The following is a 12611-nucleotide window of genomic DNA, read 5'->3' as shown; positions in this document are numbered from 1 at the left end:
GATCGTCCCTCACGATGCAGTTGAATGTTGTATACGGATTTAATGGCGGGCAACCAAGTTGTGGATCCACGATCTCGCCTGCGAGGACGGCGACGGGCTGGCGCCATGCCGACGAACATTTTACCCGGCATAGCGCGCCACACGTCTGCTTGCTCACGACCCGAGAAGCGGACAGGCCGCTTTCGGCCAGTTCCAGTCTCGCAGACCGGCGCCCTTGAACGGCTGGGTTGGATGGCTTCGCGACGGTCCTCTCAGGTTCATCAATGATGAAAAGCCGACATCGCTGATTTTTGCTCAAGATAAGACACGCGGCGGAGATACCTCCGCGCATGCCATCAGCGCGGAGTATTCATGCGGTGTTAACGCGATCGAAGTTGGCAACTGCGTGCAGAGCAACGTTTGGAATGCCCTATCGGCTAAGCCGATGACTTCGAGTAAATCCGCTACGCTGAGCTTCCACTCGTTGCCAGCGTAGCTCCAAGCGTCCTCGGGGGGCTGCCGACGAGCGTCGCGAGCGTAGGATGCGTCGCGGCGAATTCGCCGATCCGCGCGGCGCGGTACAGCCCCAAAGTGATCTCGATCACGGCGGCGGGCGCGCGACCGACCTGCATCCTGGCCATCAACGCCTCGTCGGTGATGACTTCGCGCCGGATCGGTCGACCGTGGATATTCGACAGCAGCGAGGCGACATCGGCCAGGTCGAGCGCCTCCGAACCAGTGAGTGGTGGGGTCGGTCCATCGAAGCGGCCCTCGTCGACCAAGATGGCGGCGGCGGCGGCCGCGAGATCGTCACGCGTCGTCCAGGCGACCTTCCCATCCGCGGGCGCGGCCAGAACGCCGGTGGATAGCGCGTCCCCGACCATCAGGGTAGGCACCGTCTCGGCGTAGAAACCGTTGCGCAGGGCGGTCCAAGCGGTGCCCGCTTCCCTCAATATGGCCTCGGTTCGGGCATGGGTGTGCATCGGTCGAAAGCATGAGGTCAAGCTCGCCGCCATATGGCTCGTGTAGACGATGCGTTGCGCCCCAGCTGTGCGCGCGGCTTCGATGGCGGCCCGATGTTGAGCGACCGCGTCCTGGCCGACCCGCTCCGCGCTGGAAGAGACGATCAGGAGCTGCCGCGCTCCCGAAAAGGCCGCCTGAAGCGTATCCGGTTCTGAGAAATCGCCACGACGGACCTCGACTCCGGCGCGGGCGAGCGTATCCGCCTTCCCGGGATCGCGGGTGGTGGCGACGATCCCGGCAGCGGGCATGCGCTTGAGCAATCGCTCCACGATGCGGCGGCCGAGTTCGCCGGTAGCCCCGGTGACGACGATCATGACCCGTCTCCGCGATCGGTTTCCATGGTCGTGGGCAGACGGCTGACACGGCCATCGCGTTCGGCGCCGGTGCGTCCCTCGGCTAGCAGCCCGCGCGCTAGCAGGGCAAAGCGCCGTTCGAAGACCCGCTGGAAGTCGGCCCCGTCGTCGAGCTTCCAGTGAGAGGCCAACATGCGGCACGCGACGAGGATGTCCTCGGGGGTGAGGTTGGGATGGAGTACGCCGCGCCGCTGGGCGTCGGCGAGTGGATCGGCCAGGATCGATGCCATCCGACGCTGGTTCGTGGCTGCGTCGTAGTCCGGCATGTCGACCAGGTTGGCCAGGAACTTGTCGTAGACGCGCATCATCTCCGCCGTGCGCCGCAGGAAGGCGAGCGGGTCTTCCCCGGGCTCTACCGCCGCGGCGAGGTGTTCGAGGTCGCGTTCCAGGACCGCCTCGTAGACGGCTTGGCGATCCGGGAAGTTGCGGTACAGCGTCGGCCGGGTCACGCCAGCGCGCTCGGCGATCATCTCCATGGCGACGTCTCCGCCTTCCGAGCGCATGATCTCGCTGGCGGCGGCGACCAGTCGCTCGCGGTTCCGTTCGGCATCCTTACGCATCGACCTTTGTCCAAACTCCTCACGGGACATCCTCAAGCCGGCCGGTAGACCCGGTGCTCGAAAGCCGGCCGGGCCTCTCGGCGGGGCGGCAGCGCGCCTCGACCACCATGATGCAACGATTCACCCCTGCGTAGCGGGGGGCGCCGCATTCCAACTCCCAACAGGTCCGTATCCGTCGGTCCTCGAAGCCGGTCGGCTCGCCGAGTTCCATCGCGGTTCGCATGCGCTCGGTGGGCTCGCCGATCCCACGACACCGGTCGCACAGGACAGCACCGTCGTCGGTGACGATCTGGATGCGCACGTCCACGCGCATGACGCCATCGGGTTCGCCGAGCAGCCAGTCGGCACTGGCTCCGAGCGTCGGGGCGGCAAGGAGCGGACCATCCACGAGCCCCGCCTCCACCTCGTAGGAGTGCCGCATCCCGAAGGGCCCGGGGCCAACCACGTGCGGCCACAGGACGGTGGCGGTGGCGTCGAAGGCGTGTTCGAGGCGCGTATCCGTGCCCTCATCGGTTCTGAAGCGTTCGAGGATCGCGCTCGAACCAACGTCTTCGCTCCGCAGCCGGCCGATGGCCCAGCCGTCCACCCTGCGTTCCAGTGACGCCTCGCATCGGTTCATCATCCGGAACCGCCGGTCGGGGGCGTTCCGGACGATGTGAACCGCCTCGACCAGAGCGCTCAGGCTGGCCCGGTCTCCGGTCACCACCACGAACGGGTTGGTGACGACGAGGCGGGTTACCTGCCCTGCCGCCGTACTTGCTAGGAATGCGACGATTTCCACACGACTCCGCAGCACCCCGAAGTCCAGTCCAAGGGCACGGCTGCAGGGGTTCGAAGTCGATCTCGGCGTTCGCCCGCACCGAGGCGATCAGCCCGGCTTCGCCCGTATCCGTGCCGGCGGCGAAATGAAGCAAGGCATCGGTGACCGCGAGCCGGTGCTGTGCGCGTCCCACCTCCTGATCGAAGGTCATGCCGGCTTCCCTAGGTCGAAGCCGAGGTCGATGCCGTAGGCCGATCGGCCGACCTGGAGGCAGGCGCGGATCTCCTGGGACGTTCGTGCCTGCATGTCGCGCTCGAACCCCGCGATTGCATCGGCGACGGCGCGGCCCGGATTGGCGACGAGGGCGTCGGCTAGGTCGAGCGCGTCGAGGAGCGCGAGGTTCACGCCCTTGCCGGTGAAGGGTGGCATGACATGCGAGGCGTCCCCGAGCATCGTCAGGCCGGGCTTGCTGTCCCAGCGATAGTCTGGCGGCATGACGGAGGTCGGCCAGACCTGGAAGCGGTCCTGCACATCGGTCAGCATGCCAAGAATCCTAGGCGACCAGTCGCGGAAGGTCTCGCGGACGGCGGCCATCACCGCACCGGTGTCGGACAGGTCGAAGCCGGCGCATTTGGGCCAGCCCTCCGGCACGGCCAGCGAGTAGTACAGCAGGATGACGTCGCGCGCGCAGCGCTGGACGAAGATCGTCTTGTTTGCGCCGGCGAACATCACAGAGCCTTCACCGAGCGTGTCGGAAATGCGTGACCCACGCCACAACTCCGGGCGGATGTAGGCGGCCACCATCGTGATGCCGGTGTAGATTGGCTGCACGTTGGTCAAGGCCGCGCGGACCCGAGAGCCTATGCCGTCGGCGCCGACGACGAGATCGGCGGTGACGGCATCCCGCCCCTCGATCCGGAGACGCCACTTGCCGTCCAACTGACGCTCGACCACCTCGACGTTGTGGTCCCAGGCGACCATGCCGCTCGGCAGCGCCTCGATCAGCATGGCGCGCAGATCGCCCCGGTCGATCTCGGGACCTGCGTCCTCATGCGTCTCTTGCCCCTGGCCCGGCATCTCATGCCCGTCGGCATCAAGCATGCGGAATGCCTTAGCGTCGTCGCGAGAGCGTTCGGCGAACGTCTCGGCGAGGGCCGCCGCACCGATGGCGCGCTGCCCGCTATCCGGTCGGAGGTCGAGGCTTCCGCCCTGGTGTCGCCCATCGGGCGATGCGTCGCGCTCCAAGACACGGACGGTATAACCGCGCCGGTCCAGCAATCGCGCGAGGGTCGCTCCGCCTGGTCCCGCCCCGACGATGGCGACCGTTCCGCCATCCCTCAGATTCCCGCAGGTCGTCATGTGCTACACCTCCGAACCAGTTCGACGTCCTCGCCAGCGGCTAAACGTACATCTGTGTACGGATAAACGTTCAACAATGTAAAGGTTCCTGCGCTCGATGTGTCTGCCTGGTGGCTCCCGTGTGACCGCTTACGACAAGCCTTGATGCCGGCCCGAACGACCGCTTTGGGTCGGTAGGAGGCCGTCCACTTTTCCGGCGGCTCGGCTCCGAAGCGGACAGACTGCTGACGGCCACTTCAGGCCGCGCAGGCTGGCGCCGCTGAACGGCCGGGTTGGTCGGGAAGCGGTCGGTCCGCTTCAGGCTGCGGTCGACGAGTGGCGGGTGTTCGGAGACCTGGATGTCAGCGAATGTGGGCTGTGTTTCTCCGCCCGCCGTAGCCTGCCGATACCGGCCGAGTGTGGTAGAAAAGCCGCCTTCTTTACAACTTGCGCATTTGCGTCTCTGTTACGCCTCGTACTCGCCGAACGACGGTCAATAACGAGCGGGGATGCCAACCCCGGACCAGGGGGATGAGACAATGCTGGATCAGGGATCACCCCACCGAGAGTGGGCCGGTCTGATCACGGAGGGGATCGCTGAAGCGGCGTCTGTCCGCGAGGACTATGCACGACGGAGATCCGTCGACGAGGCACGGCAGCGAACCCTGGCGCTCGGCCACATCGTTCAGACGGACATTATCCCTCGGCTGATGTTGGTTGATCGCGGCGACAAGCAGCTCCGATCAGACATTCTGCCGAAGTTGGATACAGAAACGGTCGCGGGCTTCACGGATCTGATCCTCAAGCACGACGTCGCGGCCGTCATGGACGCTTTCACAACTCTGACGTCCAAGGGCTATTGCGTCGACGACCTTTTCCTCGACCTTCTGGCACCTACGGCGGCCCTGCTGGGACGCATGTGGGACGACGATCTGTGCGACTTCATCGAGGTCACGGTCGGCCTCGCCCAACTTCAGTACCTTTTGGCCACGTTCGGCTCAGACGGAGGCATCGCGCCCTACGATAGCGAGCGCCGCATCCTCCTGATGGGAGCACCCGGCGAGCTACACACCTTCGGCTTGGCGATTGTCGAGCAGTTCATGCGAAAGGCCGGCTGGCATGTGGCGAGCGGCCTTGCCTCCAGCCCTGAACAAATCTCCAATCTCGTAGGCTCGGAGTTGTTCGGCGTGGTGGGTCTGACGCTAAGCCGGGAGAGCCACCTCGATCAACTGGCTTCCTCGATCAAGGCGGTACGACAGGCGTCCCTCAACCCTTCGATAGGCGTCATGGTCGGGGGACCCGTCTTCCTTGAGCATCCCGAATATGTCGAACGGGTCGGCGCTGATGCCTCGGCGGTCGATGCCCCCACCGCGGTGCTCCTCGCGCAGAGACTGCTCCCGTCTGCAAGGTCAGAACGCTCGATGAGGCTATGAGGAACTTCTGCAATCGCCGAAGCGCGTGATCATCCTTCGGGCTTGCGAGCGAACGAATGTAGGTTCTTCCGAGATCCGACGGCCTGATAGGATCCAGCAGCAATGTCTGTCGTTCAGCTCATCTATGCCTCACGCCCTTTCGGATTTGATCAAGCGATGCTCAATGGCATCCTGTCGCAATCGCGGCGATGCAACGCGCGCGATGGAGTTACCGGCGCCCTCATCTGTCGGGCAGATATTTACATGCAGTTGTTAGAGGGCTCGGCTGCAGCGCTGGATGCCACCTATGCGCGGATCTTGAGGGACGACCGCCATCTGGAGATCAGACGCCTATCTTATCACACTGTGACGGACCGTTTATTCCCTGGCTGGGCTATGCGCGACGATCCGGCCCGATCTTGGATGTGGTCACAAGCTGAAGTTGCGAATGGAGCGATCGATCGAGCCACGCACCTGCAAGCGCTTAAAATATTCCAGCGGCTCGCAGCCGAACCTGAACGGGACAACGCATAGCGCCCCCGATGAACAGCTAAAAAATCTGCAGCCGATGAAAGGCCACCCGTAAAATCAGTCCGACGTCGTTCGGCGGATGCGGGCTTTGGCCCGGTTCAAGTCGCCCATGGATCTACCTGGCGGAAATGAAGCGAGCTTACTCATGTTCGACGAATACGGCATTCCACGCGGCGCCGATTTAAACGAAGCTGCGCTGGTCCCACTCTGCCATTTTGTTTATTGTAGTCGTGCCGCAGAAGGCGTTGACGACGCCGAAGTTTCCCGGATCGTCGAGGTGGCCCAGCGCAACAATCTCGCACACGGCATCACCGGGGTTCTGGTTTTCGGCAGCGGCGTCTTCTTCCAATGGATCGAGGGGCCGGCTGCCGAGATACAGAAACTGATCGCGACCCTGCATCGCGACAAGCGTCATCATGACATCGTTTCGCTGAGCCAGAGCGAGGAAGAGCGAGAGCGCCTCTATCCGAACTGGGACATGGAGAAAGTCGAAGCCGCGGATATCCGTCTGGTGCTACAGGATGCGCTCGAAAACGCAGAAGACAAGAACAATCGGGTGGCACTGACGCGCATTCTCCGACAACTCGATTTGAGCCCGCTTGGTCGCGTTTGATCGGGGTCAAGGTCCGCATTCCAGCAGATCTTGAGGAAATTTGGACGACTATGTCAGCTCATGGGCGAAGCGTCCGATTCTGGCCGAAAGTCCACAGGCCGCTCACCACCCCGAGCCGAAGTTGCCCGACGGCCGACGCATGTCTCCTTTCGGGGAACGCCGACAGCCGTCTGGATGACTGGCATGGGTCGGATGCGGAGCGTCCGCACATGTCCGCCATCACCGCACAGGACGGTTCGGAGGTCTTCTCATCTCCCCGGCATCGGCCGGCGAGGAGACAGGCGATGTGACATTCCGCATACGATCCGGCCACAAAGGGTCGGCTGCCCCGGAACGCTGTTCGCAAGCTCGGCGCTCAGCGCGCCCTCAAATCTCACCAGGGCCTGGGCCATCCGGTGGCGTCTCGCATCCGGCATCTGGCTCAGCCGACCCCGAGGCCGCGGATGAGCAGGACCGCGATGGCTAGGAGCACGAGGAGCGAGGCGCTGACCGCCAGCGTCACCCGGCCGCCGACCTGGGCCAACACCCGCACGTCCACCCCCAGGCCCAGCGCAGCCATCGACACGATCGTGAGGAAGCCGGCGATCCGGGCGAGCGGCGCAACCCAGTCGTCCGGGATCAGGCCAAGCGAGCGCAGCGTCGCGAGCGCCAGGAAGCCCAGGATGAACCACGGCACCAACTTGAAAAAGCCGAGCCGATCCGGGGCGGCCTTGCCCGTGGCCCCCTCCGCGGGCAGGCGCGGCGCGATCAGCGACAGGGCCACCACCACGGGGCCGAGCATCAGCACGCGCACCAGCTTGACCAGCGTGCCCACCTGCGTGGCGAGTGCGCTCACCGGCACGGTGGCGGCCAGCACCTGCGGCACCGCGTAGACGGTCATCCCGGCCAGCACGCCGTACTGGTGCTCGCTGAAGCCCGCGAGCGGCACGAACAGCGGCAGGCCCAGCACCATCAGCACGCCCAGCACCGCCGTGAAGGCGATGGCCGCCGCCACGTCCCGACTGTCCGCCCCGATCACCGGCGCCACCGCCGCGATCGCCGAGTTGCCGCAGATCGCGTTGCCGCAGGCGATCAGCAGCGCCATGCGCACCGGCAGCCCGAGCGCGCGGCAGAGCGCGCAGCTCGCCAGGATGGTCAGCGCCACCGCCCCGACGATGCCGACCAGCAGCGCCGGCCCCGAAGCGACGATGGACCCGAGGCTCACCGCGACGCCGAGCAGGGTGACGGCCAACTCGAGCACCTGCTTAGCCGAGAAGGCGATCCCGGCCTTGAAGCGCGCCCCCGGTACCCAGGCGGTGCGCAGGGCCGTGCCGAGGAGGATGGCGAGCACCAGGGCCTCGACGTAGGGATGACCGGTCAGGTGCTCCTCACCAGCCTGCAGACCCTGCGCCACCGCCGTGATGCCCAGGCACAAAAGCAGGCCCGGGAGCAGGGTGCACGCCGTCCCGGCCCAGGCGGACGCGCGCTGCGACCGAGACAGCGCGGTCCCCGACTGGTCCTGTACGGCGGTTCTGGCGATCATCGCGCGGCTTCCTGTTAGGCGCCGGCGCTCAGTAGGCCGCGCCGAGATAGGCGGCGATGGCCTTGGCCTGTTCGGCCGCGATCGGGGCGTGGTAGACGTTGATCATCTTAGTCACCTCAGCCTCCCAGAACGCCGGACCCTTGCCGGGCGGCTGCATGGCGACGTAATCGGCCGAGTGGCAGGTCTGGCAGTTCTCCTGCGCGGCCTGGAAGCCGGAGGCGTGGCCAGCATCCGGGGCCGGCCGGAACTGCGCTGTCGGCTCCGGCAACCGGTAGCTCTCTGGCGCGGCGCGCGCGACCGGCGCGGCCAAGGCGACGGCGAGCGCGGCCGTGGCGGCGAGGGCGGCGGTGCAGGTGACAGCCGCGGCGCGTAATGGGCGGGTCATGAACATGCCGGTCCTCCTCAGGCCGCCCGCACGCGGGTGGTCTCAACGACGTTGCGCATGTAGCCGGCGGGGTTCCAGCGCGGCTCCATCGGCTGGGTGTCGCCGTCGTTACCCGTGGCCCGCACCCGCAGGGCGTGGGCGCCCGGCGCCAGATCGACCTCCGCGGTCCAGGGGCGGAAGGCGTAGCGGCCGAGATCCGGGCCGAGCTGCGCCGCGCTCCAAGTCCAGCCGTCGTCGGTCGAGACCGCCACCGCCTTGATACCTGAGCCACCGTCGAAGGCGATGCCGCGCAGGGGCACGCGCCCGGTCTTCACCTGCGCGCCGTCGCTCAAGCTGGTCACGAATGAGCGGACGTTGAAGCGGCCGATCGGCACGGTCTTGTCCGGCGCCTTGCCGGGCTCGGTGCAGGCACAGGCATTGTCGGGGATGCGGTAGGCCGACTTCATCCAGAAGCCCTCGAAGGGGTGATCGAGGACGGCGATGCTGTCGAGGTGCTTGACCCAGTAGGTCCCGTAATAGCCCGGCACCACGAGGCGGAGCGGGAAGCCGTTGAGCCAGGGGAGGTCCTCCCCGTTCATGCCCCAGGCGAGCATCACAATGCCATCCCGGGCGTGGTCGAGGGTCAGCGCCTTGGCGAAGTCCGGCGTCTCGGGCAGGACCGGCCCGTCGAGACCGTTGAAGGCGACCTGCAGGGCGCCGGCCTTCACGCCGGCCCTGTCGAGCACGCTCTTGAGCGGCACGCCGGTCCACCGGGCGCAGCCCATGGCGCCGTTGGCGAGCTGGCCGCCGGCCATGCGCGGCTCGAAGAAGCCGCGGGAATTGCCCGAGCACTGGTTGACCGCCACGATCTCCGTCTGCGGCATCGCCTTGAGGTCGGCGAGCGACAGGGAGAGCGGGCGCTCGACCTGCCCGGTCACCGCGACGCGGAAGGCCCCGGGATCGATCTCGGTCGGGATGTCGGCGAGGTGGTAGCGGACGAAGAAGGCGTCGTTGGGCGTGATCGCACCCTCGTCGAAGACCGCGAACGGTGTCTCCAGCTGGGGCGGGCGAGCGGTCATCTGCAGCAGCGGCCGCTTGCCCGGATAGGCGACGAGCGGGCGCTCGCCGTTGCCGAAGGGCAGCGTCGCGCCGTCGGCCGCCCGTGCGCGCGGTACGCCCCCGAGGGCGGCGAAGGCGCCGAGGGCGCTTAGCCGCATGAAATCCCGTCTTCCGCGATCGGTCATCGCGCGCTCCTCGTTCAGGCTGTCGCAGCGGAGTTCCGGTTCGGCGCGCCCCGCCCGCGATTGCGGGGCGACGCCTCGGAGCAGATCCCGGTCAGCGCAGGACCGAGAGGTAGTGGATTTCCTGAGTCAGGCAGGTCGAGAGGCGCCACTCGACCGGCCGCTCCTCCAGATCGATGGCGACGCGGTCGATCTCGAGGGCGGGGGTCCCGGCGGGTACCTCGAGCAGCTCCGCCTCGCGCGCCCCGATCGCCACGGCCTTCAGGCGCTCGTTGGCGGTGGCGATCGTGATGCCGTAGCGCGTGGCGTAGAGGCTGTAGAGGGTGTTCGGCAGCTCGAGCTGGGCGATGCCCGGGAACAGGCCGGCGGGTACGCTGATCGTCTCGACCACGCACAGCTTGGCGTCGACGGCGCGCACGCGCTCGATCCGGACCACGCGGGCGGACCGCACGAGGTCGAGGCGCCCGCGCTCGTCGGCGCTGGCGGCCGCTTCCGCGATCCCGGTGACCCGGCTCGAGGGCATGCCGGTGCCGTCGCCGTCCGGCCGCAGCTTTAGGAATCGGAAGACGCTCTGCTTGTCGTCGTGGTCGGCCACGAACGTCCCGCGGCCCTGGCGGCGCACCAGCAGGCTGTCGGCGGTGAGCGCGTCGAGGGCCTTGCGCACCGTCCCCTGGCTGACGCCCAACTCAAGGGCGAGCTGTCCCTCGCTTGGCAGGATCTGGCCGGGCTGCCAGACCGCGTCGGCCAGGCGCTTCAGCAGCGTATCGTAGACCTGCCGGTAGAGTGGGCGGAAGCCGACCGTGCCGGCGCGTCCCGAACCTGCCTGCCCATCGCCTGACCGTTCCATCGCGTGACGACGCAGAGCCCCATCCGTGGGTAGAGCGTCGCAGGTTGTGTCCAGCACCTCTCCCTCCTCTCGCTTACGTGGCTCTGCCGACGGGAGCAATCACAGGTTTTTCCTCCGCACAGGCGATCGGCGTCACAGCGCCCTGATCTCGGCCACGAGAGCTTCGGCCACGTCGAGCCCCGCCTCGGCGGCCCGGCGCCGGAGCCCGAGCCGGCGGCTGCCCGGGAGCCGGGCGCCGTCCTGCGTCTCGATCGCGCCGGCCAGCGCGGCGAAGCGTTCCGGAGCGTCAGGGCTGAGCGCCGCCGCGTCGAGGACGAGGATCAGCTGCCCGGTGCCCGGCGGGTCTCCCGCGGCGTCGAGGAACGAGGAGGCCTCGCCAGCGAAGCGCGCGCCGACGAGGCCGGCGGCGAGCAGTTCCACCATCAGGGCGAGCGCCGTACCCTTGGCGTCGCCCAGCGGCACCATCGTGCCGTCGAGGGCCGCCTTGGCATCGGTCGTCGGGTGTCCCTCCGCGTCGAGCGCCCAGCCTTCGGGGATGGCCTCGCCGCGCTTGGCCGCCCCGACGATGTTGGCGCGGGCCACCTTCGACAGGGCGAGGTCGACCACGATCGGCGCGCGGCCCGGCAGCGGGCAGGCGAAGGCCAACGGGTTGGTGCCGAACACCGCCTGACGTCCGCCCCAGGGGGCCATCGCGGCGGGCGTGTTGGCGAAGAGCAGGGCGACGCAGCCCTGCTCGGCCAGGGCCTCCACCGGGCGGCCAGCCGCGCCGCAATGGTGCGAGCGGCGGATGCCGGCGGCCGCCACGCCCTGCTGCCGGGCGAGGCCGGGCAGCGCCTCCAGGGCGAGGTCGATCGCCGGGTAGGCGAAGCCGTGGGCGGCGTCGATCGCGAGCAGGCCCGGCCGCGGGCGCTCCGCCCGCGGGACCGCGTCGCCCACGACCTTACCGGCACGGACCTGCGCCGCGTAGGGCGCGACCCGCGACAGGCCGTGGCCCTTGAGCCCGTCCGCCTCGGCGCCGACCAGCGCGCGGGCGACGCTCCGGGCCGCGGCCTCGGCCGTTCCGCAGCGGACGAGGGCGTCGGCGGCGAGGGCCTCGGCTTCCGGGAGGGTCAGGTTCGGCATCGGCTCAGCGCTCCGTGAGGTGGCGACGCACGGCCGCGGCGGTGACGGCGGAGACGCGCACGTTCGATTCCTGCGTCACGCCGGCGATGTGCGGCGTGAGGATCAGGTTCGGCACGTCGGCGAAAACGGTGCCGGAAGCCGCGTCGAGGGGCTCGCGCTCGAACACGTCCAGCGCCGCGCCGCCGAGATGGCCGGACCGCAGCGACGCGGCCAGCGCCGCCTCGTCGACCACGCCGCCCCGGGCCGCGTTGATCAGGATCGCGCCCTTGGGCATCCGGGCCAGCGCCGCCGCGTCGATCAGGCCGCGGGTCTCCTCGGTGAGCGGCACGTGCAACGAGAGCAGGTCGCTCCCGGCGATCAGCGCGTCGAGCGCCAAGCGCTGCACCGGGCCGGAAGCCGAGTTCCAGGCCGGATCGTCCGCGGCCACGAAGGGGTCGTGGGCGGCGACCGCCATGCCGAGCGCCGCTGCCCGGCGGGCGGTCTCCCGGGCGATCGACCCAAAGCCGACGAGGCCGAGGCGCTTGTCGGCGATCTCCCGGCCCATCAGGGCGTTGCGCGGCCACGCGCCGGCGGCGACGGCGGCGCTCGCCCCATAGGCGCCGCGCAGGAGCAGCATCGCGGTGGCGACCACGTACTCGGCGACCGCGCCGTCGTTGGCGCCGGTGGCCGGGTAGACCGCGACGCCGCGCGCCCGGCAGGCCGGGACGTCGATGTTGTCGAGGCCGACGCCGAGGCGGCCGACGACCTTGAGGTCGCGGGCGGCGTCGAGCAGGGCGCCGCGGACCTGGGTCCGGTTGCGCACGATCAGGGCGTCGGCCCGCGCCACGGCGGCGGCGAGGTCCCCGGGCCGGTCGACGAGGCCCGGGTCGTACTGCACGTCGAGGCCGGTGAGCTCGGCCGCGATCGCCGCCTCGTCCATGAACTCGCTGATGATGACCTTGGGCAT

13 protein-coding genes are annotated in these 12611 nt (G+C 68.2%); 3 read left to right on the top strand and 10 right to left on the bottom strand.

Features of this window, described 5'->3' with window-relative positions:
- Window positions 1-443: 443 nt before the first annotated feature.
- The 4 genes from JOE48_RS06175 to JOE48_RS06160 all read right to left on the bottom strand — a co-directional run bounded on the left by JOE48_RS06175 (window position 444) and on the right by JOE48_RS06160 (window position 4034).
- Entirely contained in the window at window positions 444-1316 is an 873-nt protein-coding gene (locus tag JOE48_RS06175) for an SDR family oxidoreductase (RefSeq protein WP_210028680.1), read from the bottom strand.
- Window positions 1313-1915, bottom strand: a complete 603-nt coding sequence (locus JOE48_RS06170) for a TetR/AcrR family transcriptional regulator (RefSeq protein WP_210028678.1) — start codon at window positions 1913-1915, stop codon at window positions 1313-1315. Before JOE48_RS06170 ends, JOE48_RS06175 begins: the two co-directional genes overlap by 4 nt.
- Before the next feature lie 19 nt (window positions 1916-1934).
- Window positions 1935-2711 (bottom strand): DUF3237 family protein, encoded by a 777-nt coding sequence (locus JOE48_RS06165; RefSeq protein ID WP_312893098.1) that lies wholly within the window; start codon window positions 2709-2711, stop codon window positions 1935-1937.
- A 171-nt stretch (window positions 2712-2882) separates the two neighbouring features.
- A complete protein-coding gene (locus tag JOE48_RS06160; RefSeq protein WP_210028675.1) occupies window positions 2883-4034 on the bottom strand; it encodes an NAD(P)/FAD-dependent oxidoreductase in 1152 nt (383 codons plus the stop codon).
- Between the two features lie 518 nt (window positions 4035-4552).
- On the opposite strand from JOE48_RS06160, the gene JOE48_RS06155 reads away from it, so the two are divergent.
- From JOE48_RS06155 to JOE48_RS06145, 3 genes are all read left to right on the top strand, one after another.
- The gene (locus tag JOE48_RS06155; protein WP_210028674.1) at window positions 4553-5446 is read left to right on the top strand and encodes a B12-binding domain-containing protein; all 894 of its coding nucleotides are present in this window, start codon (window positions 4553-4555) and stop codon (window positions 5444-5446) included.
- A 102-nt stretch (window positions 5447-5548) separates the two neighbouring features.
- A complete protein-coding gene (locus JOE48_RS06150) occupies window positions 5549-5959 on the top strand; it encodes a BLUF domain-containing protein (protein ID WP_210028672.1) in 411 nt (136 codons plus the stop codon).
- Window positions 5960-6101: 142 nt separating this feature from the next.
- Entirely contained in the window at window positions 6102-6569 is a 468-nt protein-coding gene (locus JOE48_RS06145; RefSeq protein ID WP_210028670.1) for a BLUF domain-containing protein, read from the top strand.
- Between the two features lie 421 nt (window positions 6570-6990).
- Here the strand turns inward: JOE48_RS06145 and JOE48_RS06140 are convergent, their stop codons facing one another.
- From JOE48_RS06140 to JOE48_RS06115, 6 genes are all read right to left on the bottom strand, one after another.
- Window positions 6991-8091: a YeiH family protein gene (locus JOE48_RS06140; protein WP_210028668.1), complete on the bottom strand. Its 1101-nt coding sequence runs from the start codon at window positions 8089-8091 to the stop codon at window positions 6991-6993.
- 28 nt (window positions 8092-8119) lie between these two features.
- Complete coding sequence (locus tag JOE48_RS06135; protein ID WP_210028667.1) at window positions 8120-8482, bottom strand: cytochrome c; 363 nt, start codon at window positions 8480-8482, stop codon at window positions 8120-8122.
- 11 nt (window positions 8483-8493) lie between these two features.
- The gene (locus tag JOE48_RS06130) at window positions 8494-9699 is read right to left on the bottom strand and encodes a molybdopterin-dependent oxidoreductase (protein WP_210028666.1); all 1206 of its coding nucleotides are present in this window, start codon (window positions 9697-9699) and stop codon (window positions 8494-8496) included.
- A gap of 91 nt (window positions 9700-9790) precedes the next feature.
- Window positions 9791-10600 (bottom strand): GntR family transcriptional regulator, encoded by an 810-nt coding sequence (locus JOE48_RS06125; RefSeq protein ID WP_210028665.1) that lies wholly within the window; start codon window positions 10598-10600, stop codon window positions 9791-9793.
- Window positions 10601-10675: 75 nt separating this feature from the next.
- Window positions 10676-11665, bottom strand: a complete 990-nt coding sequence (locus JOE48_RS06120) for an Ldh family oxidoreductase (RefSeq protein WP_210028664.1) — start codon at window positions 11663-11665, stop codon at window positions 10676-10678.
- Between the two features lie 4 nt (window positions 11666-11669).
- On the bottom strand, window positions 11670-12611 hold the full coding sequence (locus JOE48_RS06115; RefSeq protein ID WP_210028663.1) for an NAD(P)-dependent oxidoreductase: 942 nt from the start codon (window positions 12609-12611) through the stop codon (window positions 11670-11672).

This window comes from Methylobacterium sp. PvR107, assembly GCF_017833295.1.
GTDB lineage: Bacteria > Pseudomonadota > Alphaproteobacteria > Rhizobiales > Beijerinckiaceae > Methylobacterium.
Note: the sequence above shows the minus strand (reverse complement) of the source record. Positions and strands in the feature narration are given on the sequence as shown.